We start from the raw sequence: 22054 nt of genomic DNA on the forward strand, positions 1-22054 counted from the left end.
TGTCTCCGTTCGCGGCGCTTCGTTCGACGCCGGTGCGAGCCGGTCGCAGAGAGCTGCCGCGTTCGGAGATTGAACGACGCGGAGATCAATAATACAACTGCATAATTTGCATCGTATCGATGCGATCAGCGCATCAATTGCTTGACGGCTGGTTCGCTGCTGCCGCGTCCTGCACAGCGCGAATGGCCTGCTCCGCCGCTGGCGAGAGCGTGCGCCCCGCCAGATGGATGATGCAGAACTGGAGCCAGAGCGCCGAACGCGAGGGCAGTGAGAGTGGCACAAGGCCCGTCATGCGCGACGGATTCGAGAGCGCGTGTGACGTGAGCAGCAAGAGCGCGTCCGTCTTGCGCGCGTACTCCTGCAGCACGTTCACATCGTTGCAGACGAGATGGAAGTCCAGCTCGTCGCCAGGCGCATACCGCAGCCATTTGCGCAGCCCATCGCGCATCGGGTCGGGCAGCGGAACGGAAATGATCGGAAACGCCTGCAGCTGGTGCGTGTCCAGTGATGCAAAGCGCGCAAGCGGATGGCCTTCGCGCGCATACCAGCTCGCACGATGTCTGGGCAGCGGGATCACGTTGACTTCGCTGATGGTCGGCGCCCCACGAATATCCACGATCAGAAAGTCGAGTTCCTCACTGTAGAGGGCCTCGAGCGAATTTTTCCAGTTGTCGGTTCGGGCGTCGATGCGCAACTGCGGATGGCGCTGCGCGAGCGTGTCGAGCACCGCGGGAAGCAGCATGGCCGCCGGATACGGGCCAGCCCCGAAGCTCACCGAACCTATGCTGTGGTTACGCAGCAGGTCCACGTCGCGCACGAGACAGCGCGCCTCGAACAACACCTTCTTCGCCCTGCGGACCACCGTTTCGCCCGCGGGTGTGATCTGCACTTCGCGGGTCGTGCGGTCGAAGAGCGCCATGTCGAGTTCTTCCTCGATGGACTGGATGCTGCGGCTGAGGGCAGGCTGGCTCAGGTGCACGCGCTGGGCTGCGCGGGCGAAACTACCCTCTTCCGCGAGGGCGACCACATGTTCGAGTTGGCGTAGATTCATGGGGGGCCTGCCTGGCTAATCGGTCGGCGCAGGCAAGCGCTGCGCGGCGACACAGGATAGCCTGGCCCGGCTTGCGCGCGGCGTTGCCTTGTGGTGACAGACCTTACGCTGTCAGCGCGAATCGGAGCTAGAAGCCGACAACCCTATTGAAATCAGTGTCATCGCCCATATCGTAGAATTCCGATATATGATTCGGACAGTTACGATGCAGCCTCAATGAAGAACCCCTCTACCACTCCCGATCTGGACGTCGACGCGATCTGCAAGGCGCTCTCCAATCCCGTGCGCCGCGAGATCCTTGCGTGTCTGCGCGAGCCGCAGATGCACTTCGGCGACCAGGCGCTGCCGCTCGAAAACGGCGTTTGCGCGGGCAAGATCGACGCGCATTGCGAGCTTTCGCAATCCACGGTGTCCGCCCATCTGGCCGTGTTGCAGAAGGCCGGACTCGTCACGTCCAAACGCGTGGGGCAGTGGGTGTTCTTCAAGCGCAACGAGCCGGTCATCGAGGCGTTTATCGCCCATATGAACGCGCAGTTGTGATTGCCCAGCGACGAAACATCCGCTGAATCTGCATCGTCCGTTTCGATTCTTGTATCGCTTTTCAGCCCGCGGGCCGCGCCCGCAGACAAGGTGACCCTACATGGCAACGCTTTTCGACCCCATCCAGATCGGCGACCTCACGCTGCCGAACCGCATCATCATGGCCCCGCTCACGCGTCAACGCGCAGGCGAAGTGCGCGTGCCCAACGAACTCATGGCGAAGTACTACGCCGAGCGCGCCACGGCCGGCCTCATCATCAGCGAGGCGACCTCGGTGACGCCGCAAGGCGTCGGCTATGCCGAAACGCCTGGCATCTGGTCGCAAGAACAGGTGGCAGGCTGGAAGACCGTGACCGCTGCGGTGCATGCCGCGGGCGGCCGCATCTTCTTGCAGCTGTGGCACGTGGGCCGTGTGTCCGACCCTGTGTTCCTGAACGGCGACCTGCCGGTGGCGCCCAGCGCCATCGCGCCGCAAGGCAACGTGAGCCTCGTGCGTCCGCAACGCGGCTTCGTCACGCCGCGCGCGCTCGAAACGGAAGAGATCGCCGGCGTGATCGCTGCATTCCGCCAGGGCGCAGTCAACGCGAAGGCGGCCGGTTTCGACGGCGTGGAAATTCACGGCGCGAACGGCTATCTGCTCGACCAGTTCCTGCAGGACAGCACAAACCAGCGCACGGACGCCTATGGCGGCTCGATCGAAAATCGCGCGCGTCTGCTGCTCGAAATTACCGACGCCTGTATCGACGTGTGGGGCGCGAATCGCGTGGGCATGCATATCGCACCGCGCGGCGACGCCCACACGATGGGCGATTCGAATCCGGCGGCGACGTTCGGTTATGTGGCGCGCGAGCTCGGCAAGCGCAAAATCGCGTTCCTGTTCGCGCGCGAATCGCTTGGCGACAACCGTCTCGGGCCGCAGCTGAAGGCCGAATTCGGCGGTCCGTTCATCGCCAACGAAAAGTTCTCGCTCGAATCGGCACAGGCCGTGCTCGCGGCAGGCGAAGCCGACGCGGTCGCGTGGGGTCAGCTTTTCATCGCGAACCCCGATCTGGCGCGCCGTTTCGAACTGAACGCGCCGCTCAACGCGCCGAATCCGTCGACGTATTACGCGCGCGGCGAAACGGGCTACACGGACTACCCGTCGCTCGAAAGCGCAGCATAAGGACCGCGTGCGGCCCATGGCCGCACGCCATCAGGCGGCCACGGCGCAGGCATTCTGTCTCGCCGTGGCCGTTTTTCGCTGGAAGTCCTGAAAATGCGGGGCTCGCGGGCGAGCGGGCGTTAAAGCTCAGACAGATCACGCTTTCGACGCGCGTGCGGCGATTTTGCTCGATAGGCGGATTCAATTGGAATCCCGCGCCCGGATATCCTTGAATACAAAGCCGCCTGCCAACCCTCCTCGCTGACCGGAGCCAAGTCATGCCGAAGACCGCCGATGCTTCCGAGATCGTCCATACCATCGCCGAAGAAACCAACACGCCGGAGGAAACGGTCGCGCGCATCTACGCCGACACGCTCAATGAATATCGAGCGCAAGCGCGCATCCAGGACTATCTGCCGCTTTTCGCCGCGCGCAAGACGCGTGCGACGCTGCGGCAAAATGGCACGAAGCCGCACTAATCGCCGTCTGTCAGCTTGTCTTTGCGCCGGCCACACGCAGGCCGGCCGCTCCACCCCGCCGCATTGTTCTGGATGGTGCGCGCCCGCTTAGGGCTCGCGCCGCCGCATTCATCGGCCCACCCGGTCACCCGGGCACACTTCGCCCAGATTCCTCTCTTAAGGTTGGTTTAATTCTTTGCTGCAACCATAGGCTCAACCCCTGTTGAGCCGCCGGAACATCGGCGGCGTTTTTTTGCGCGGCAAGCCTAGGAGGAGCGAGGTCATGGTTGAAGACGATGTGCTGGTGCACCTGCAGTCCCTGCTGCGCGACGGGGCCGCTTCGACGGTCGCGTCGTGCCGGGTCTCCACACCGCTCCAGCATCCGTGGGGCCGCGCCTACCGGCTCGTCGAATGGACGACGCCGCTCGACGACAGCGCCCGCCGCCAGGTCGTGCCCGCCGAAAGCACGGCGCTCGACATCGCGCGCCTCGTTGCGCAGCACGTGCCCGGCCGCCGCATTCTGCTAAACGGCGAACCCGCCGCAGTCGAACGGCCTCGCACGCGCCGCCGCCGCGCGTCCAGCGCCGCGAACGCACGCGCGGCGCGCTAGAGGCGCCGCTTTCGGGCGGCGTACACGCGGCGGCACACGCCGCGCTTCCGCCCCCGGCATCTCATCCCGCCACGCCCCCTTCCCGCGCGGGTGGCGTCAAACCACGAGGCGCGCCAGCGACGCCTCCAGTTCACCGCTCACACGCGTCATCGGCGCGCGTAGCTCATTGCGGATCAGCCCGCACGCAGCCAGCCCCGCCTTGACCGGCCCCGGATTCGGCTCGGCGAACGCCGCGCGCACGAGCGGCACGAGCGTGTGCCAGATCGCGCGCGCATCGGCGAGGCGCCCTTCCTGCAACGCGCGCGCCATCCCCACGAAACGCTCCGGCCGCCAATGCGCCGACGCCGCAATCGCCCCGCTCGCGCCCGCGCACATCGCGCCGAACATGTCGATGTCCTCGCCGCAGAGCACCTGCAAACGGCCGTCGAGAATCAGCGCGAGCGTCTTGTCGAGCGAGCCGCCGCAGTCCTTCACCGCGACGATGCGCTCGTGCGCGGCGAGTTCGAGCAGGCTCGGCAACTCGATGTGCACGCCCGTGCGCGCGGGGATGTCGTAGACGATCAGGGGCTTGCGGCTCGCATCGGCGAGCGCCGCGAAGTGGCCGATCACGCCCGTCTGCGCAGGGCGGATGTAGTAAGGCGCAGCCGCCAGCACACCGGCGATAGGCCGTTCGTTGAGCGCCGCGATCCGCTCGCAGACGGCCGCCGTATGATTGCCGCTCACGCCCGCCACGACCGGCAGGCCGCCCGCCGACGCCAGCACGGTGGCGAGCACGTCGTCCGCTTCCGCGTCGCTCAGCGCGGCGGGCTCGCCGGTCGTGCCGAGCGCGACGAAGCCGGCCACGCCGGCCTCGACGTAGTGGCGCACGAGCGCGTCGAGCGCAGCATGATCGACTGCACCGGCGTTGAACGGCGTGATGAGCGGAATCCAGATACCCGAAAACTCAGACATGACTTTCCCTTGAACTCGACCGTATGGAAGGCCCGTTCAGCGGTGCGCAGGAGGGAAGCAAGCCGGGAGTGAGGCGGAAGGCGGGGCGCCTTCGACTGGCTGTTCCGTCGCACATCTGACGGAACAGCAGACTCCGGTCAGATGAGCGGCTGTTTTTTGGCTTTGGCTTTCACCCACACCGATGCGGCCTGCGCGAGCGACGGCACCGCGCGCGTGGCGGCGGTGACATTCTGCAGATCGTGGCGGAGCGGGTTACGTAGCATGTCGCGCAGTGTAACCGAGATCGCTCGTGTTCGGGCGCGCGCCAGCAGGCGGCGTGCTGCGCGCGCGGTACACGCTCACTCGCGCGGCAAGGTCTCTCGAGTGCTCTTCCGACAAAAGAACTTGACTTCTCGCGCCACCGAACTAATATACGCACCGCGTACATTAACCAGCAATCACGGGTGCCAGCATGAGCGTTCCGCAACAAGCCTTCCTCCGTGACGCCATGCGGCGTCTGAACATGACCCGCGACGCATTTGCGAGCCGCATCGGCGTGTCGCGTCGTGCGCTCGACACGTGGCTGCTGCCCGAGGAGTCGCAGGAATCGCGCGCCATGCCGGAGATCGTCGAGCGCTTCGTTTCGGAAATCGTCGGCAACGGCGAGCCGCGCGAAGACTATACGCAAAGCGTAGATTCGCGCTCGCTCGCCAGTCAGATGCAGTTCGAGGGCAAGCCGCAACTGCTTTCCGTTGACCAGTTTTCGCGCGAGTCCGTCGAAGCCCTGTTCCGCGTGGCCGACATCATGCAGCCCATCGCGCACCGCCGGAAAATCTCGCGCGTACTCGAAGGCGCGGTGCTCGGCAACCTGTTCTTCGAGGCTAGCACGCGTACGCGCGTGAGCTTCGGCGCCGCGTTCTGCCGCCTGGGCGGCTCGGTGTGCGACACGACCGGCTTCACGTTCTCCTCGATGGCCAAGGGCGAATCGATCTACGACACGAGCCGCGTGATGGCCGGCTACGTGGATGCGATGGTGATTCGGCATCCTGATCAAGGCTCGGTGGCCGAATTCGCGCGCGCCGTGAACATCCCCGTGATCAATGGCGGCGACGGTCCCGGCGAACACCCGAGCCAGGCGCTGCTCGACCTGTACACGATCCAGCGCGAGTTCTCGCGCCTCGGCAAGATCGTCGACGGCGCGCATATCGCGCTCGTGGGCGACCTCAAGTACGGCCGCACGGTGCACTCGCTCGTGAAGCTGCTCGCGCTCTATCGCGGCATCAAGTTCACGCTCATTTCGCCGCCGCAGCTCGAAATGCCGGCATACATCGTCGACAAGATCTCAACCAACGGCCACGTGGTCGAGCAAACGCATGATCTGCGCGCGGGTCTGCGCGGCGCGGACGTGGTGTACGCCACGCGCATCCAGAAGGAGCGCTTCGCCGACGAGTCGTTCGAAGGCTACACGCCCGAATTCCAGATCAACCAGGCGCTGATGGACGAGTGCTGCAGCGCCGAAACGCTCGTGATGCACCCGCTGCCGCGCGACAGCCGCCCGGGCGCCAACGATCTCTCGACCGATCTGAACCACGACCCGCGCCTCGCGATCTTCCGCCAGACCGACAACGGCATTCCGGTGCGCATGGCGATTTTCGCGGTACTGCTGGGCGTGGAAAATCTCGTGCAGCACTCGATGCGCGACGCCGTGTGGCGTCCGCCCGCGTACCTCGGCCCGGACGACGCCGTGTTCCACGGTATCGACTGAGCGTCGTTGCACTCGCAACGTCAGCGGCCCGCAAGCGTCAAGCGCGCTTGCGGGCCGATTTGTTTATGGCGTGCTCAAACGATTTACGACGCGCAAACCGTCACGCAGGTCAGCCCTTGCGCCTTTTCCGCCGCGTCGATTGCGGTCTCCAGCGCATCGAACGCGTGGCGCTGCACGTCGATCGCCTCGAGCGGCAGCTGCCCGGACTGCACGAGCGCGATCAGCGCACGGTAGTCCGCACCGCTGTACATGAAGTGTCCCATCAGCTCCCAGTTGTTGATGAGCATCTCGCCATACTTGATCGGCAACTCCACCTCCATGCTGCCCATCAGCACCATGCGGCCGTTGCGGCGCAGGCTGCGCAGCGCGGCGAGCGTGGCGCCCGGGTCGCTGGCGTGGCCCACCATGTCGAAGGCGAGATCGGCGCCGCCGTTCGCGGCGGCACGGATCGCCTCCACGTCGCGCGCCATCTCGCCGCTGAGCGCGACGGTGACCACGCGTCCGCCGCCGAGCTTCGCTAGCGGCGCCAGCGCCGCCGCGCGCCGCCCGAGCGCCACCACACGGCCCGCGCCGAGTGCGAGCGCATCGAGCACGGCCGCCGAGCCGAATGCGCCGGCCGCGCCGTTCACCACCACGGTTTCGCCTGCCGCGAGCCGGCCGCGCCGCAGGCCGCCGAACGGCACCACGAGCTTGCCGAGCGCCGCGAGCTGCGCCGAGGGCACGTGATCGAGGCCATCGAGCGGGAACACCGTCGAGGCCGGAAACTCGACCGCTTCGCGCAGCGTGCCGTGCGGAAAATCGCCGAGCATGGGCGCGCTGTCCGGGCTGATCGCCGTGAGCCCGAGCAGCGCCTGGGCGGGCTCGCGCAGCGCCTCGTCGGCAACCCAGTAGGGGCTCAGCGCCACGCGCTGGCCGACGCGATAGCCGTACACGCCTGCGCCGACCGCGAGCACCCGGCCGATGCCGTTGGTCCCCGGCGAAAACGGCCCCTGCGGGTAGCCGTAGGGCAGCTTGCCCTGCACGTACTGGCGCGTATAGCTCAGGAGCGGCACGGCCTCCACGCCCACCAGCAACGCGCCGCGGCGCGGTTCGGGTTGCGGCACGTCGCGCAGTGCGAGCGGCTGGCCGGGTTGATCGAGCATCCAGGCTTTCATGGCTTCTCCTAGCAGAAAGGGTGTGCATCTGACGGATTGAACTCTAGGCGAGCGAGACGTATTCTTGAAATCAATTGCCAACATTCCACCTATCACCGTGATTGATCTCTCTGGCGTCGACCTGAACCTGCTCGTGTCGCTCGACGCCCTGCTCGCCGAGTCGAACGTGACGCGGGCCGCCGCGCGCCTGAATCTCACGCAGCCGGCCGTTTCGGCGCAGCTCGCGCGGCTGCGCCAGCTCTTCGACGACCCGCTGCTCATCCCCGCCGCCAATGGCCGCGGCATGACGCCCACGGCGCGCGCGCTCGAACTGATGGAGCCGCTGCACGCGGCGCTCAAGACGCTCGAAACGGTGGTGCGCCGCGAGCCCGCGTTCGATCCGCTCACGGGCACGCGGCGCTTCGTCGTCGCCGCGAGCGACCAGTGCGTGGCCGTGCTCGGCCTGCCGCTGATGATCGGGTGGCCGCATCTGGCCGGACCTGGACTGCAGCTGGCGTTCATCGCCATTGAATCCGGGTCGCTCGCGGAGCGCTTCGAGCGCGGCGAAATCGATTTGCTGCTCGGCTCCGCGCAGCAGGTGCCGCCAACGCTGAAGGCCAGAAAGCTCTACGACGAACGCTTCGTCGTGGCGCAGCGCAAAGGCCACCCGCGCGGCGCGGCCCCGTTCGACCTGGACAGCTATTGCGCGCTCGAGCACGTGCTCGTTTCGACCAGCGGCGCGAGCTTCTTCGGCTTCATGGATGAACATCTCGAAGCGCTTGGCCGCCGCCGCCGCGTGGCGCATTCGGTGCAGCACTTCACGCTCGTGCCCGAGGTGCTCGCCCGCACGGATTACGTGGCGACGCTGCCTTACCGGCTCATCGCGCGCTACCGGGACCGCGTGGACCTGTTCGAGCTGCCGTTCGAGGCACGCGGCTTTTCGATGCATGTGGCATGGCATCCGCGCAATCATGCCGATCCGGCGCTCGTCTGGCTGCGCGAGGCCGTGGCTGCACTAGACACCGGCGACATCGTTAGCGATCCTCTCGAATGACACTCGTGCGCAATTCGTCAGTCGATTAATTCGGCGATTGTCCGCATGCGCGCCGCCTATACTGCATGAGACGTCAAAAAAACGGCCGCGCCTCAGCACGAAGGCCCGGTCCCCGCGCCGCTGTCCCATCGTCATTTCCTGCTTGTCCGCGACTTGCGAAGCCATGCTGACCACAGACGAAATCCGCGCGATCCCGCTGTTCTCCACGCTCCCCGAAGCCGAACTCGAACGCCTCGCCCAAACCTCCGCGGACCTGCACCTGAGTCCTGGTGAGTACGCCGTGCACGAAGGCGGCGAGCGTGCGCTATATGCCGTGCTGTCCGGCAAGATGGAGGTCGTCAAGCTCTTTGACGGCATCGAGCGCACGCTTGGATGGCGCTTGCCCGGCACGATCTTCGGCGAGGTGCCGCTCGCGCTCAGCTCGCCGTTTCCCGGCGCGTATCGCGCAGCCGTGCCCTCGCGCGTCATGCGCGTGGACGCGCAGCACTACTACGCGCTCGCCGCCGCCTCCCCGGACGTCGCCACGCGCATGGGCGCGCTCGCCCGCGAACGCATCGGCGGCTTGCAGGGCCTTTCCGCGGAGCCGCCGAAAACACGCGTCACGCTCGTTGGCGCGCGCTGGGACCCGGCTTGCGCGAACCTGCGCCAGTTCCTCGCGCGCAACCAGATCAGCTGCGAGTGGATGACGCCCGACGCGCCCGAACTCAAAACACGCTGGAACGGCCCCTGCCCCGAGGACCAGCACTGCCCCGCCTTGCGCCTCGCCGACGGCACCCTGCTGAGCCGCCCCGCGACGCGCGACCTGGCGGAACGCCTGGGGCTGCAAACCCAGCCGCGTCTCGCGGAATACGACACGCTGATCATCGGCGGCGGCCCGGCTGGCCTTGCCGCTGCTGTCTATGGTGCGTCGGAAGGACTCCGTACCATTGTGGTCGAGCGTGAAGCACCGGGTGGCCAGGCGGGCACCTCTTCGCGCATCGAAAATTATCTGGGCTTTCCTGGCGGCATTTCCGGCGACGAACTGGCGAGCCGCGCGTTGCAGCAGGCAAGGCGCCTCGGCGCCGAAATCCTCGTCACGCGCGCGGTTGCACGCGTCGATACCGCCGCGCGCGCAGTCCACCTCGACGGCGGCGACGTGGTGCGCGCGCACACGCTCATTCTCGCGACGGGCGTCACCTGGCGGCGTCTTGCGATCGAAGGCTTCGACCGCTTCATCGGCAAAGGCATCTATTACGGCGCGGCGCGCAGTGAGGCGAGCGGCACGCACGGACTCGACGTGTATCTGATCGGCGGCGGCAATTCTTCGGGACAGGCCGCGCTGTACTTCGCCAATCATGCGCGCGCCGTGACGCTCATCGTGCGCGGCGAGTCGCTCGAGAACAAGATGTCGCGCTATCTCGTCGAGCAGTTGGTGGGAAAGGAGAACGTCCGCGTCGAACTGAATTCGGAAGTGGTCGGCGTGTATGGAGAGACGCATCTCGACGCCATCGACGTGCTCAATACGGCCAGCGCAAGCGTGAGCCGCCGCGAATGTGGCGGCCTGTTCGTATTCATTGGCGCGGACGCGGAAACGGGCTGGCTGCCGCCGGAGATCGCCTGCGACAAACGCGGCTACGTGCTGACCGGCGACGACGCCGTGAAAGCCGGGCGCTGGTCGCACCGGCGCGATCCTTATCTGCTCGAATCGAGCGTACCCGGCATCTTTGCCTGCGGCGACGTGCGGCTGAGCCCGGTCAAGCGGGTAGCCTCGGCCGTTGGTGAAGGCAGCATGGCGATCGCCTTCGTGCATCGTTACCTTCAGGAAGACCGCGCATAGCATTGCGCGAAGCAACGCGCCCGCGCCGCGCACGATCTTTCAATACGCTTTTCCCGCCTGCTGCATTGCGTTTCTGTCCACGACGCCAGCTTCGCGCCGGGCTGGCGCCAGCCATGTGACAGCGTTGCGCCATCAAGCACCAGGCAGCGAAAAATTCACACGTAAGCGCTTTACTTTCGGGTTCGAGAAGTGCAATTTGCAGTTCTGCAGTGCCCGGCCGAGCCACCGCGGCATCGGAATTGCTTCACGAAAGAAGCGCGCCGCTGCGCGACGAAGCCCTGCGCAACCCCGCGCGGCCAGCGCCTGAAGTCCCGGATTATGTTCCGTCTTCATCCTGGAGTCCGCAAATCGTCATGTCCAACGAACGTCCCCTCGATGCGCCGTGCGATTGCGACGACGCCTCCCAAGCTTCCCCCTCCCGCGCGCCCGCCGACGTCGCACGCCGCCGCTTCCTGCAATCGGCGGCCGCCGCTGCCGCGTTGAGCGCGACGCCTCATCTGCATGCACAGAATGCGCCGCCGGCCACCGCCCCAACCGAAGCGCCGCCGCCCGCGCCCGCGCAACCGGTCCGGCTCGACATCAACGGCCGCGCATACACGCTGCATATCGAACCGCGCGTTACGCTGCTCGATGCGCTGCGCGACTATGCGGGCCTCACCGGCACGAAGAAGGGCTGCGATCGCGGCCAGTGCGGCGCCTGCACGGTGCTCGTCGAAGGACGGCGCATCAACAGTTGCCTCACGCTGGCCGTGATGCACGAAGGCCAGCGCATCACCACGGTCGAAGGGCTCGCGGGCGTGGCCACGTTGAGTCCGGTGCAGCGCGCCTTTATCGAGCACGACGCCTTCCAGTGCGGCTTCTGTACGCCGGGCCAGCTGTGTTCGGCAACGGCATGCCTGAGCGAATTCGCGGCAGGCGCCGCGAGCGCCGCCACGCCCGACGTGCGCACACGCCCCGCGCAACTGAGCGATGCCGAAATACGCGAGCGCATGAGCGGCAACATCTGCCGCTGCGGCGCCTATGTCAACATCGTGGCCGCCGTGCGCGACGCGCACACGGCCGGCGCCTGAGCACGGAGGCACAGAAATGGATGCCATCTCGTACCAGCGCGCCGCCGATGTGAACGGTGCGATTGCCGCCGCGCAGCGTCCCGGTGCGGTGTTCATCGGTGGCGGCACGAATCTGCTCGATCTCATGAAAGGCGGCGTCGCGCATCCGGTGACGCTCATCGACATCACGCGCATCGAGGCGCTCGATCAGGTTCAAACGCTGCCCAACGGCGGCCTGCGCATCGGCGCGCTCGTGCGCAACAGCGACGCGGCCAATCACACGCTTGTGCGCACGCGTTACCCGTTGCTCTCGCAAGCGCTGCTCGCCGGCGCTTCGCCGCAACTGCGTAACATGGCGACCGTGGGCGGGAATCTCATGCAACGCACGCGCTGCCCGTATTTCTATGACACCGCGTTCACCCAATGCAACAAGCGCGCGCCCGGCAGCGGCTGTGCGGCGATTGGCGGCTTCAACCGCATGCATGCGATCCTCGGCGCAAGCGCACAATGCGTGGCCGTCAATCCGTCCGATATGAGCGTCGCCCTCGCGGCGCTCGACGCCGCCGTGCAGGTGAGCGGTCCGGGCGGCGCGCGCACGATTCCGTTCGCGACGTTTCATCGCCTGCCCGGCGACCGGCCCGATCTCGACACGACGCTTCAGTCAGGTGAACTGATCACCTCGGTCGACTTGCCGCCACCGTTGTTCAGCGAGCATGCGCACTACCTCAAGATCCGCGACCGCGCGAGCTATGCGTTCGCGCTCGTCTCGGTCGCGAGCGCGCTGCAACTCGACGGACACCGCATCCGCACGGCGCGCATCGCGCTGGGCGGCGTGGCGCATCGGCCCTGGCGCGCGAGCGTGGCGGAGCAGCATCTCGCGGGCAAGACGCTCAACGAGTCGACGTTACGCGAGGCCGCTGCGGCGGAACTCGCGCAGGCTAAGCCGCTGAGCGGCAATGCGTTCAAGCTCGGGCTCGCGCAACGCGCGATCGTCCGCTCGACGATGCTCGCCGCCGCCGGCGCGCAAGGCAACAAGACCGGAGATTTCGCATGAGCACGTTGACCGGACAACCGATGGACCGCATCGACGGCATGCTCAAGGTCACGGGCGGCGCCCTCTACGCGAGCGATTTCCCTGAGACGCGGCTCGCCCATGCCGTGCTCGTCACCAGCACGATTGCGAGCGGCACCATCACGTCGATCGACACGAGCCGCGCGCAGTCCATGCCCGGCGTGCTGCTCGTCATGACGTACCAGAGCGCGATGCGGTTGCCCAACGGCGGGCGCTCGCCGCTCAAGCCGCCGGCGGGACGGCACCTCACGCTGCTGCAGGACAACGTCGTGCACTACAGCAACGAGCCGGTTGCGGTCGTGGTGGCCGACACGCTGGAACACGCCACCGATGCCGCGCGCCACGTCAACATCGTCTACGCGCCGACACCGGCCACGCTTGACTTCAACCGTGCGAAAGGCGACGCGCACGCGCCGCCAAGCCCGATGGGCCGCCCAGTCGAATCGACGCGCGGCAACGTCGAAGCTGGACTGCACGAAGGCGCGGTGCGCTTCGAGGCCGTCTACACCACGCCCACGCAGTTCCACAATCCGATGGAACCGCACGCGACGATGGCGCACTGGGACGGCCCGGACCTCACGCTCTACGACGCCACCCAGGGGGTGAGCGGCGCGCGCAACGCGGTGGCGGCCGTGTTCGGTATCGCACCGGACAACGTGCGCGTGATCTCGCCGTTCCTCGGCGGCGGCTTCGGCTGCAAGGGTTCGTCGTGGTCGCATGTGAGCCTGTGCGCGATGGCCGCGAAGCAGACGGGACGCCCCGTGCGGCTCGCGCTCGCGCGGCCGCAGATGTTCGGGCCGGTCGGCTCGCGCCCGCACACGGAGCAGCATCTCTCGCTCGCCGCGCGCGCGGACGGCACGCTCACGGGTCTGCGCCACGACACGCTCGCCCACACGTCCACGTTCGAAGACTGGCTCGAGATGTGCGGCCTCGTCACGCGCATCATGTATGCGGTGCCCAATTGCAGCACGAGCCATCGTGTCGTACCCCTGAATGTCGGCACACCGACCTTCATGCGTGCGCCCGGTGAAACCACGGGCTCGTTCGCGCTCGAATCAGCCATGGACGAACTGGCGTGGCAACTGAAAATGGACCCGGTTGCGCTGCGCCTGAAGAACTACGCAGAAAGCGAGCCGCAGGACGGCAAGCCGTGGTCGTCGAAAGCGCTGCGCCAATGTTATGAGGCGGCCGCGCAACGCTTCAACTGGTCGCGGCGCATCGCCACGCCGCGCGCCATGCGCAACGGCAACACGCTCATCGGCCTTGGCATGGCGAGCGCGACCTATCCCGCGAACCGCAGCGAAGCCGCCGCGCTGGCGCGCGTCCTGCCCGACGGCAACGCGATGGTCGCCTCGGGCACTCAGGACATCGGCACCGGCACCTACACGGTGATGACCCAGGTGGCCGCCGACGCGCTCGGCTTCCCACCCAACCGCATCCGCTTTGCGCTGGGCGATTCGACCTTGCCGGGCGCGCCGGTTTCGGGCGGCTCGCAGTCGGCGGCGAGTGTCTCGCCCGCCGTGCAGGCCGCGTGTACCGCCGTGCGCGACAAGCTCATCGCGCTCGCGCGCGCCGATCGCGGCTCGCCCGTCTACGGGCTCGCCGACGACGACGTGACCGTGCAGGACAGCTGGGTCGTGAGCCGCAGCGATAGCTCGCGCCGCGATCCGGCCGCCGCCGTCATCGCGCGCGCGGGCGGCCAGCCGCTCGAGGCACAGGTCGCGACGAAGCCAAGCGCGGAGAAGCAGCAGTATGCGTTTCACTCATTCGGCGCCGTGTTCGCCGAAGTGCACGTCGATGCCGATACCGGCACGATACGCGTGGCGCACATCGTCGGCGCGTACGACGTGGGACGCGTGCTCAATGAAAAAACGGCGCGCAGCCAGTTGATGGGCGGCATGGTGTGGGGCGTAGGCACGGCCCTGCACGAAGAGGGCCTCTTCGACACGCGCATGGGCCGCATTGCGAACAACAATCTCGCCGAATACCACGTGCCCGTGAACGCGGACATCGGCGAGCTGGATGTGCTGTTCGTCGGCGAACCCGATCTGCGCTTCAATCCGCTTGGCGTGCGCGGCATCGGCGAGATTGGGATTACCGGCGTGCCGGCGGCCATTGCGAACGCCGTGTATCACGCCACGGGCGTGCGCGTGCGCGATTTGCCGATCACGCTCGACAAGGTCGTTCCGCAGATGAATTCGCTTGCGTGACCGGCATTGCGGGGCCTGCCATGCAGGCTCTGCACCGGCACAGTGCATGCGCGGTCGGCAAATGGAGGAGAAAGCCAGGCAAATGCCGCGCACGGGGCTTGCCTCACGTGCGCTTGCGCCGCACAATCACTGCTCACCCTCTTCGCGGGCGTACCACACCCATGGCCTATGCTTCGTTCGCCACCGGCGTGTTGCTCGCCGCCGGCACCGGTTCGCGCTTCGATCCCAACGGTCTGCGCAACAAGCTCCTCGCTCCACTTCCAGAAGGCACGTGCGTCGCGCGCGAGTCCGCGCAACGGCTGCTGCGCGTCGTACCCAAGGTGATTGCCGTGGTGCGTCCCGGGGCGGAAACACTCGCGCATGTGCTCAACGACGCGGGCTGCGACGTGGTGTTCGCGCCCGACGCCGCGCGCGGCATGGGCGCGAGCCTGGCTGCCGGCGTGGAAACCGATCATGAAGCGGAAAGCTGGATCGTCGCGCTGGCCGACATGCCCTGCATTGCCGTCGAATCGATCGAAGCCGTGGCGCGCGCACTGGACGGCGGGGCACCGCTCGTCGCGCCGTTCTATCGTGGGCAGCGCGGGCATCCGGTGGGCTTCGGCTACCCGCATCGCGCGGCGCTCGTCGCGCTCGATGGCGACGCGGGCGCTCGCGCCCTGCTGAGCACACAGCCGCTGACGCGCATCGAAGTCGACGACCCGGGCATTCTGCGCGACGTCGACACGCCGGCCGACCTCGACGGGCTCTGATTCGCGCGCACTCGCGCGCTGCGATTGTTCAATTGCGAGTGCCAGGCATGCAATCGATCGCCTACGCTATAAGCTGACGCGCACCACACGGCCACACGCTTTAGCGCAGAGGACCTCGCGATGATCTGCTCGCACACGAATCCGCTTCCCGATCCACTCGCCGATCCGACGCGGGACCCCGAACGCGACCCGCTCGCCCCGCCGGCACCGGGCCATCACAACGACGAACCACAGCAGCCCGAGGGACCGCCTGACAAGGACCCCGTGTGATCACGCGCCCGGTCGCCACGGCCGGGCATCGCGTCTCACGGCCATAGCGGCGCCCGCGACGACGGTTCGCAAGCGCCGCGGTCGTCCTTGCGCGCTCCGCGCTTCTTCCGCCCCCAAATCCCCGCCTTTCGCAAAGCTTGCGCCTTCGACGGTCGATCCGTAGAATGCAAACGATTCCTATTTGCAGTATTTTTCAAGATTGCCGTGAGCCCAATCGTGATCGCGTTCGCCCCCGCGCGCCGGCCGGCGACCCGAGGTTTCGCATGAGACCGCTGCTGGTCCGCCTGCACCGCTGGTTCGGTCTCGGCACCGCAGCCTTCCTGTTCCTCGCCGGACTCACCGGCGCCGTGATCGCGTGGGACCACGAACTCGACGCGCTGCTCAACCCGTCGTTCTTCCGGAGCGCGACACCGGGCACGCCGCTGCCCGCGCTCGAACTCGCAAAGCGTCTCGAGGCCGGGGAACCGCACGCGGTCGTGACCTTCATGCCGCTTTCCGTCGAGCCCGGCCATACCTGGATCGCGCAGGTGGCGCCGCGCCTGAACCCCGCAAGCCAGGCGCCCTATGCGCTCGACTTCAACCAGGTCGCGCTCGATCCTGTCACAGGCGAGGAGCAAGGCCGCCGCATGTGGGGCAAGGCTTCGCTTGCGCGCCAGAACCTGATTCCCTTCCTCTACCAACTCCACTACACGCTGTTCATGCCGACGAAGATGGGCATCGACTTCGGCGTATGGACGATGGGCGTGGTCGGGATGGTATGGCTGCTCGACGGCTTTATCGCGATCGTGCTCGCATTCCCGAGCCTGAAAAGCTGGCGCAAGTCGCTCGCCTTTCGCGTGAAGCGCGGCGGCTATGCGCTCACGTTCGATCTGCACCGTTCGGGCGGCGTGTGGCTTTGGGGACTCCTGATCGTCGTGGCCGTCACATCGATTTCGATGAACCTCGGCGCGCAGGTCGTGCGCCCCGTGGTGTCGGTGTTCTCGACCCTCGCGCCGGACCCGTTCCGCATCGTCGCGCCGGGCCCTGCGCTCACGCCCGCCGAAGCAACGGCTGCGCGCGAACGCATCGTGGCCGAAGCCGCCGGGAGGGGCCGCCGCGAAGGCATCACGGCGCCGCCCGGCGGACTTTTCGGGCTGCCCGCCTCCGGCGTGTATGGCGTGGGCTACTTCGAGGCCGGCAACGACCACGGCGACGCGGGCCTCGGCAATGCCTGGCTCATCATGAACGCGCGCACGGGCCAGGTGCTCGGCAGGCAGATTCCCGGCCACGGAAGCGCAGGCGACATCTTCATGCAAGCGCAGTTTCCGTTGCATTCGGGGCGCATCGCCGGGCTGCCGGGACGCATCGCCATCAGCTTTACCGGCATTGTCGTCGCGATGCTCAGCGTGACCGGCGTGCTCATCTGGCTCAAGAAGGCGCGTGCGCGGCGCAAGCCGGCGAAGCAGGCGAAGGCGGCCAGCACGATCGGCACGCGTGAGCGGGCCACGAACTGACCGCCCGGGTCAGCCGATCAGAACTTGTGGCGGATGCCCGTTACCGCGAGGAACTGGTTGCCGTTGCTCGATGCACCCGACGTCCCTTCGATCTGCGCCACGGCATTCGTCGCGCGCTGATAGATGAGGTCGAGATAGACGTCTGTGCGCTTCGAGAGGAAGTATTGCAGCGCGCTGGTCGTTTGCCAGTAGTGCCAGCTATCCTTCTGGCCGTTCGCATTCACGCCCGTCCAGGTTTCGCCGATCGCGGCATGGATGGACGGCGTGATCGCATAGCGCAGGCTGACTTCCGCGTTCTGATAGTGCTGGTACTGGCTTTGCGGCGTCAGTTCGAACGCGACGTTCGTGTACATCGCGCCCACACCGAGATTACCAAAGGTGTAAACACCGCCCGCACCCCAGATGCGCTGCTGCGTAATGCCCTTCAGGAACGTGAAGTAGTTGTCCGAAGGAATCGCACCGGTCGTGTCCGTAGCCGGATGATCGAGCTGCACATAGGCTGCGCCGAACTGCAGCGGCCCGCCCGCGTAGCTCGCGCCCACGCTCCATGAACGGTTCGTCCCGAAGTTGCCTGCGTTGTTGCTGAAGCCGTACATCGAGTTGATCGTCAGACCGTGGAATTTGGGCGTGACGTACTTGACGGAGTTGTCGGTGCGGAACGTGTTGTTCAGGTCGTCGGTGTCGAACGGGTGCGTACCGTACTGCGAAGTCTCCACGGCCATTTGCAGCGGTTCGAGCGAGTCCTGCGCCGCGTTGTACTGGCGGCCGAACGTGAGCGAGCCCCAGCGGTCGCTCGCGAGCCCCACCCACGCCTGGCGGCCGAAGATGCGGCCGTTCGCGCTCGCGGTGCCGGTCTGCAGGTTGAAGCCGTTCTCGAGGCGGAAGATCGCGCGATTGCCGCCGCCCAGATCCTCGCTGCCGAGCAGGCCCCAGCGCGAGCCCTGCTCGCTGCCGGCCGTCGCCTGAAAGTTCGACTTGCCGCCCTGGTTGCTCGTGTAGGTGAAGCCGCCGTCGGCGATGCCGTAAAGCGTGACGCTCGACTGCGCGTTGGCGTGCGAGGCCGCGAGACCGAGACCGCCGATGACGAGTGCGAGGCTGCGCCGGGATGCTTGAAACATGCGTTTTTCTCCTTCTGGCATTCGATGTGCCGTGAATTGACGTTGATCTCCAGATGCGCGCCGCCAGGTGCGATCTATCTTTCGTAATCCTGATGAAACGGCCTCGCTGCGCGGCGCAGAGCAACGGCTACCCACTTGCGCTCCCCGTTGGCGACGGCTCGTCTTATCGCCCGCTTGTTTTATTGTTTAAAACAGCGTATTATTTATTATTCGGGCCGGCTTTCCGTCTCGTCAAGAATCTGTCACACACCCGCGACACTGAGTGGGGCGTCGCGGCGTCCGTCAAAAACGCTGCAATCCTTTACAGCTGGTTCAATTCGCCATTTTTACCGAGCCATTCCAGGGGAAACCCCAATCGGCCCAATTTTTATCGCGCGCTACGCTGTCTCTTGAAATTAAAACGCTGTTTTAATCATTAAAACATGCGACAAGCAACTGACTAGCGATGACGAACACCAACCCACCTTCCTCCCACGCAGACGAACACGCGCCCTGCTTCATCGTTGCGGCACAGGCCGCGCCCCTGCCGATCGTGTTCGACTCCCCGCATAGCGGTATCACGCTGCCGGCCGACTTCGGCACCGTCGTGCCGCGCGAGGCGATCCTCAGCTCGTGGGACGCGTTCGTCGACGAACTGTGGGGCGGCGTCCCAGCGCGCGGCGGCGTGCTGATCGGCGCACGATTTCCGCGCGCCTATATCGACCCGAACCGCGCCATCACCGACATCGACGCCGAACTGCTCGCTGAGCCCTGGCCCGAACCGCTCGCACCCGAGCCGTACACGCAGCGGGGGATGGGCTTGATCCGCCGCTACGCGCTGCCCGGCGTGCCGCTCTACGACCGCAAGCTTGCTGTCGATGAAGTCCGGCACCGCATCGACGCGTATTACCGCCCCTATCGCGCGGCGCTCGCGCAGGCGGCCGAAGCGGCCTACGCGCAGCACGGCGCGCTGTGGCATGTGGACTGTCACTCCATGAAATCGCGCGGCAACGAAATGAACGTCGACTCGGGCGAGGCGCGCCCCGATTTCGTCATCAGCGACCGGCGCGGCACGACATCGGATCCGGCGTTCACGCAATGGGTCGCCGACCACTTTGCGGCCGCCGGCTATCGCGTGCAGATCAACGAGCCGTACCAAGGCGGCGACCTGCTGCGCGCCGTGAGCGATCCGGCGCGCAACCGCCACAGCATCCAGATCGAACTGAACCGCGCGCTCTACATGGACGAAGCCGCGTTTTCGAAGCATGCGGGTTTCGACACGCTCAAGCGCGACCTCGATGCCTTCGCCGACGCCCTCGCCAACTGGGTGCGTGCGCAACTCAACGCTAAGTGAGCTTAGTCATGACCTACATCGTCGATGCCGTCGACAACGCGCTCAAACTGCTCAGCTATGTGGCCGAGCATCCCGGCCTTGGCGTAACGGAGTTGTCCACGCAACTGGGCATCAACAAATCGCGCACCTATCGCATGCTCTGCACGCTGGAGTTGCACCGCTATGTCGTGCAGGACGCTCAAACCGCGACCTACGCACTCGGTCCGCAAGCCTTCGTGCTCGGCGTGGCAGCCACGCAGCAGAACACCCTCGTACGCTCGGCCTCGCGCCACATGCTCGCGCTCAACCAGGCCATCAACGAGACGATCGTGCTGCGCGTGCGCGAGGGCCTCGAGACGGTTTGCGTCGCCCGTTGCGAGACCACGCACCAGGTGCGCGCCGTAGGCGCGGTGGGCAACCGCCGGTCGATCAACCACGGCGCTTCGGGCAGGGTGTTGCTCGCGTTCGCACCCGGTGCTGTGCGCACCGACTATCTCGCGCGCATGAAGAAGATGCCCGAGGCGCCGGACCTGATCGCGCTCGTAGAGGAACTCGATGCGATCGCGCGCAAGGGTTACGCCGTGAGTCTCGGCGAAGTGACGGCCGGTGCGGTGGCGATCTCCGCTCCGGTGCGTGATATGTCGGGCGCGACGGTGGCGGCCGTCGCCATTTCGGGACCGGAAATGCGCATTGGCCGCGCCGAGATTCCCGACTACCTCGAACGCCTTCAGGCCTGCGCCGACGCGATCTCTGCCGAACTCGGCTTTACGGGCGCACGCGCCGCGGCGCTTTCCGCCTGAGCACGCATGGAGGATTCCTTATCATGATCGTCGCTCCGCCCTCTTCCCCACGTGAAGACACGCCGCCAGCAGAAGGCGAAAAACAGGAAACCAGGCCGCACGGCAAGATGCTGCACCCTGTCGTCATGATGCTCTGGGTGCTCGCCGCCGCCTTGGCGATGACCTGGTTCGTCGACGCGGGCCGCTTCGAGCGCCACGACAAGCTCGTGATTCCGGGCACCTACCATGTGGTGCCGAAAAGCAGCGATCTCGCCGCGCTCGTCGCGCCGGCAGTGACGAAGAGCACGCCGGACCATGCGACGCCCGCGAGCCTCGTCTCGGTGTTCGTCGCCATACCGAACGGGCTCATCAAGAACGCGCCGCTCATCGTCATGGTGATGTTCGTGGGCGGCATGTTCGGCGTCATGAAGCGCACGGGCGTAGTCGACGCCGGCATCGACCGCCTGCTCCAGCTCACCGCCGGTAACGTCTACGTGCTCGCGCCGCTGCTCATGATCCTGATCGGGCTTGGCAGCACCATGCTCGGATTTATTTCGGAGTACCTGGTCATTATTCCGATGGTGATGATCCTCGCGAAACGGCTCGGCCTCTCGAATCTGTTCGCGGTGGCGCTCGTCGCGATTGCCGCGAAGATTGGCTATATCGCGTCGGTCACGAATCCGCTTTCGCTCGCGGTGGCGCAGCCCATCGTCGGCGTGCCGCTTTTCAGCGGGCTGGCGTTGCGGCTTGGCGTGTTCGTGGTGTTTCTGACGATCGGCATCGCGTATCTGCTGCTTTATGTGCGTCGCAGCGGCTATCGGCGCGAGGCCGCCGTCGAGGCGCTGCATGCGCCCACGCCGCTCTCGCGCCGCCACAAGGCGACGCTCGTCATCCTCGCCATTGCGGCCGCCGCACTGGTGTTCGGCACGCGCGAACTGAAGTGGGGAAACGTCGAGCTTTCCGCGTTCTACGTGGCGATCAGCATCGTGACAGCGCTCGTGGGACGGCTCGATTCGCGCAGCGCGTCGGAGGCCTTCGTCGACGGCATGAAGGGCATGGTGCTCGCGGGTCTCCTGATCGGGCTTGCGGCATCCGTCGAATTGATCCTTCAGAACAGCTTCGTGCTCGACACGCTGATCGACTACTTCACGCGCCTCGCGCACGGACGCTCCAGCGTGTGGATCGCCAACGGGCTCATGGCCGTGCAGATGCTGCTCGACGTGTTCATTCCTTCGGTCTCGGGCAAGGCCGCGGTGAGCATGCCGATCATCGGGCCTATTGCACAGCTTTCCGGCGTGAGCGGCCAGACCTCGGTGCTCGCATTCGTGCTGGGCGGCGGCCTCACGAACATGGTCACGCCCACCTCCGGCATGCTGCTCGCGTATCTCGCCACGGCGCGCGTGGGCTTTGGCGAGTGGCTACGCTTCATTCTGCCGCTCTTTCTCGTGCTGCTCGTGCTGTCTTCGGCGACGCTGGCGCTTGCGGTGGTCACGGGATATTGAAG

Annotated in this window: 19 protein-coding genes and 1 pseudogene; 16 read left to right on the plus strand and 4 right to left on the minus strand. The window is 66.3% G+C overall.

Going from position 1 to position 22054, the window contains the following annotated elements; genetic code table 11:
• Positions 1–133: 133 nt before the first annotated feature.
• On the minus strand, positions 134–1051 hold the full coding sequence (locus A3CW_RS0104700) for a LysR family transcriptional regulator (protein ID WP_028202530.1): 918 nt from the start codon (positions 1049–1051) through the stop codon (positions 134–136).
• A 216-nt stretch (positions 1052–1267) separates the two neighbouring features.
• On the opposite strand from A3CW_RS0104700, the gene A3CW_RS0104705 reads away from it, so the two are divergent.
• From A3CW_RS0104705 to A3CW_RS45260, 4 genes and pseudogenes are all read left to right on the plus strand, one after another.
• Positions 1268–1591 carry an ArsR/SmtB family transcription factor gene (locus A3CW_RS0104705; RefSeq protein WP_028202531.1) on the plus strand — a complete coding sequence of 108 codons (324 nt, stop codon included), beginning with the start codon at positions 1268–1270 and terminating at the stop codon, positions 1589–1591.
• A 100-nt stretch (positions 1592–1691) separates the two neighbouring features.
• A complete protein-coding gene (locus A3CW_RS0104710) occupies positions 1692–2753 on the plus strand; it encodes an alkene reductase (RefSeq protein ID WP_028202532.1) in 1062 nt (353 codons plus the stop codon).
• 257 nt (positions 2754–3010) lie between these two features.
• Complete coding sequence (locus A3CW_RS0104715) at positions 3011–3211, plus strand: DUF3562 domain-containing protein (RefSeq protein ID WP_028202533.1); 201 nt, start codon at positions 3011–3013, stop codon at positions 3209–3211.
• A gap of 262 nt (positions 3212–3473) precedes the next feature.
• A pseudogene (locus A3CW_RS45260) lies at positions 3474–3704 on the plus strand (DUF2866 domain-containing protein); the annotation flags it as partial.
• A 192-nt stretch (positions 3705–3896) separates the two neighbouring features.
• On the opposite strand, the gene dapA reads toward A3CW_RS45260, so the two are convergent.
• Complete coding sequence (gene dapA / locus A3CW_RS0104725; protein ID WP_028202534.1) at positions 3897–4751, minus strand: 4-hydroxy-tetrahydrodipicolinate synthase; 855 nt, start codon at positions 4749–4751, stop codon at positions 3897–3899.
• A 451-nt stretch (positions 4752–5202) separates the two neighbouring features.
• Here dapA and A3CW_RS0104735 point away from each other — a divergent pair, with 451 nt between their 5' ends.
• The gene (locus A3CW_RS0104735; RefSeq protein ID WP_028202535.1) at positions 5203–6495 is read left to right on the plus strand and encodes an aspartate carbamoyltransferase; all 1293 of its coding nucleotides are present in this window, start codon (positions 5203–5205) and stop codon (positions 6493–6495) included.
• A gap of 83 nt (positions 6496–6578) precedes the next feature.
• On the opposite strand, the gene A3CW_RS0104740 is transcribed toward A3CW_RS0104735, so the two are convergent.
• On the minus strand, positions 6579–7649 hold the full coding sequence (locus tag A3CW_RS0104740; RefSeq protein ID WP_028202536.1) for a zinc-binding dehydrogenase: 1071 nt from the start codon (positions 7647–7649) through the stop codon (positions 6579–6581).
• 64 nt (positions 7650–7713) lie between these two features.
• Here A3CW_RS0104740 and A3CW_RS45265 point away from each other — a divergent pair, with 64 nt between their 5' ends.
• The 8 genes from A3CW_RS45265 (at position 7714) to A3CW_RS45270 (ending at position 17341) form a co-directional block, all read left to right on the plus strand.
• Positions 7714–8682, plus strand: coding sequence for a LysR family transcriptional regulator (locus A3CW_RS45265; RefSeq protein ID WP_081771525.1), 969 nt, complete (start codon positions 7714–7716; stop codon positions 8680–8682).
• A 163-nt stretch (positions 8683–8845) separates the two neighbouring features.
• Positions 8846–10498, plus strand: coding sequence for an FAD-dependent oxidoreductase (locus A3CW_RS0104750; protein ID WP_028202537.1), 1653 nt, complete (start codon positions 8846–8848; stop codon positions 10496–10498).
• 353 nt (positions 10499–10851) lie between these two features.
• Entirely contained in the window at positions 10852–11568 is a 717-nt protein-coding gene (locus A3CW_RS0104755) for a (2Fe-2S)-binding protein (RefSeq protein ID WP_028202538.1), read from the plus strand.
• Positions 11569–11584: 16 nt separating this feature from the next.
• Positions 11585–12601, plus strand: a complete 1017-nt coding sequence (locus A3CW_RS0104760; protein WP_028202539.1) for an FAD binding domain-containing protein — start codon at positions 11585–11587, stop codon at positions 12599–12601.
• Complete coding sequence (locus tag A3CW_RS0104765; protein ID WP_028202540.1) at positions 12598–14829, plus strand: xanthine dehydrogenase family protein molybdopterin-binding subunit; 2232 nt, start codon at positions 12598–12600, stop codon at positions 14827–14829. The genes A3CW_RS0104760 and A3CW_RS0104765 overlap by 4 nt, the downstream gene beginning before the upstream one ends.
• Before the next feature lie 161 nt (positions 14830–14990).
• Positions 14991–15578, plus strand: a complete 588-nt coding sequence (locus A3CW_RS0104770) for a nucleotidyltransferase family protein (protein ID WP_028202541.1) — start codon at positions 14991–14993, stop codon at positions 15576–15578.
• A gap of 120 nt (positions 15579–15698) precedes the next feature.
• A complete protein-coding gene (locus tag A3CW_RS53225; RefSeq protein WP_169739093.1) occupies positions 15699–15848 on the plus strand; it encodes a hypothetical protein in 150 nt (49 codons plus the stop codon).
• A gap of 263 nt (positions 15849–16111) precedes the next feature.
• Entirely contained in the window at positions 16112–17341 is a 1230-nt protein-coding gene (locus tag A3CW_RS45270; protein ID WP_035512363.1) for a PepSY-associated TM helix domain-containing protein, read from the plus strand.
• 17 nt (positions 17342–17358) lie between these two features.
• On the opposite strand, the gene A3CW_RS0104785 is transcribed toward A3CW_RS45270, so the two are convergent.
• Positions 17359–18459, minus strand: coding sequence for a porin (locus A3CW_RS0104785; protein ID WP_028202542.1), 1101 nt, complete (start codon positions 18457–18459; stop codon positions 17359–17361).
• A 445-nt stretch (positions 18460–18904) separates the two neighbouring features.
• Here A3CW_RS0104785 and A3CW_RS0104790 point away from each other — a divergent pair, with 445 nt between their 5' ends.
• Genes A3CW_RS0104790 through A3CW_RS45275 form a run of 3 tightly spaced genes read left to right on the plus strand, consistent with a single transcriptional unit; the run spans position 18905 to position 22052 of the window.
• Positions 18905–19792, plus strand: a complete 888-nt coding sequence (locus A3CW_RS0104790; protein WP_028202543.1) for an N-formylglutamate amidohydrolase — start codon at positions 18905–18907, stop codon at positions 19790–19792.
• Positions 19793–19800: 8 nt separating this feature from the next.
• Positions 19801–20571: an IclR family transcriptional regulator gene (locus tag A3CW_RS0104795; protein WP_028202544.1), complete on the plus strand. Its 771-nt coding sequence runs from the start codon at positions 19801–19803 to the stop codon at positions 20569–20571.
• A gap of 23 nt (positions 20572–20594) precedes the next feature.
• Positions 20595–22052, plus strand: coding sequence for a YfcC family protein (locus A3CW_RS45275; protein ID WP_051481234.1), 1458 nt, complete (start codon positions 20595–20597; stop codon positions 22050–22052).
• Positions 22053–22054: the final 2 nt, after the last annotated feature.

The organism is Paraburkholderia nodosa DSM 21604, assembly GCF_000519185.1.
In the GTDB taxonomy this organism is placed as follows: Bacteria; Pseudomonadota; Gammaproteobacteria; order Burkholderiales; family Burkholderiaceae; genus Paraburkholderia; species Paraburkholderia nodosa.

Excerpts from the sequence above, each read along its gene's own strand:
- A3CW_RS0104700 (WP_028202530.1), bottom strand. The coding sequence starts at position 1,051 with ATGAATCTACGCCAACTCGAACATGTGGTCGCCCTCGCGGAAGAGGGT.
- A3CW_RS0104705 (WP_028202531.1), top strand. The coding sequence starts at position 1,268 with ATGAAGAACCCCTCTACCACTCCCGATCTGGACGTCGACGCGATCTGC.
- A3CW_RS0104710 (WP_028202532.1), top strand. The coding sequence starts at position 1,692 with ATGGCAACGCTTTTCGACCCCATCCAGATCGGCGACCTCACGCTGCCG.
- A3CW_RS0104715 (WP_028202533.1), top strand. The coding sequence starts at position 3,011 with ATGCCGAAGACCGCCGATGCTTCCGAGATCGTCCATACCATCGCCGAA.
- dapA (WP_028202534.1), bottom strand. The coding sequence starts at position 4,751 with ATGTCTGAGTTTTCGGGTATCTGGATTCCGCTCATCACGCCGTTCAAC.
- A3CW_RS0104735 (WP_028202535.1), top strand. The coding sequence starts at position 5,203 with ATGAGCGTTCCGCAACAAGCCTTCCTCCGTGACGCCATGCGGCGTCTG.
- A3CW_RS0104740 (WP_028202536.1), bottom strand. The coding sequence starts at position 7,649 with ATGAAAGCCTGGATGCTCGATCAACCCGGCCAGCCGCTCGCACTGCGC.
- A3CW_RS0104750 (WP_028202537.1), top strand. The coding sequence starts at position 8,846 with ATGCTGACCACAGACGAAATCCGCGCGATCCCGCTGTTCTCCACGCTC.
- A3CW_RS0104755 (WP_028202538.1), top strand. The coding sequence starts at position 10,852 with ATGTCCAACGAACGTCCCCTCGATGCGCCGTGCGATTGCGACGACGCC.
- A3CW_RS0104760 (WP_028202539.1), top strand. The coding sequence starts at position 11,585 with ATGGATGCCATCTCGTACCAGCGCGCCGCCGATGTGAACGGTGCGATT.
- A3CW_RS0104765 (WP_028202540.1), top strand. The coding sequence starts at position 12,598 with ATGAGCACGTTGACCGGACAACCGATGGACCGCATCGACGGCATGCTC.
- A3CW_RS0104770 (WP_028202541.1), top strand. The coding sequence starts at position 14,991 with ATGGCCTATGCTTCGTTCGCCACCGGCGTGTTGCTCGCCGCCGGCACC.
- A3CW_RS53225 (WP_169739093.1), top strand. The coding sequence starts at position 15,699 with ATGATCTGCTCGCACACGAATCCGCTTCCCGATCCACTCGCCGATCCG.
- A3CW_RS45270 (WP_035512363.1), top strand. The coding sequence starts at position 16,112 with ATGAGACCGCTGCTGGTCCGCCTGCACCGCTGGTTCGGTCTCGGCACC.
- A3CW_RS0104785 (WP_028202542.1), bottom strand. The coding sequence starts at position 18,459 with ATGTTTCAAGCATCCCGGCGCAGCCTCGCACTCGTCATCGGCGGTCTC.
- A3CW_RS0104790 (WP_028202543.1), top strand. The coding sequence starts at position 18,905 with ATGACGAACACCAACCCACCTTCCTCCCACGCAGACGAACACGCGCCC.
- A3CW_RS0104795 (WP_028202544.1), top strand. The coding sequence starts at position 19,801 with ATGACCTACATCGTCGATGCCGTCGACAACGCGCTCAAACTGCTCAGC.
- A3CW_RS45275 (WP_051481234.1), top strand. The coding sequence starts at position 20,595 with ATGATCGTCGCTCCGCCCTCTTCCCCACGTGAAGACACGCCGCCAGCA.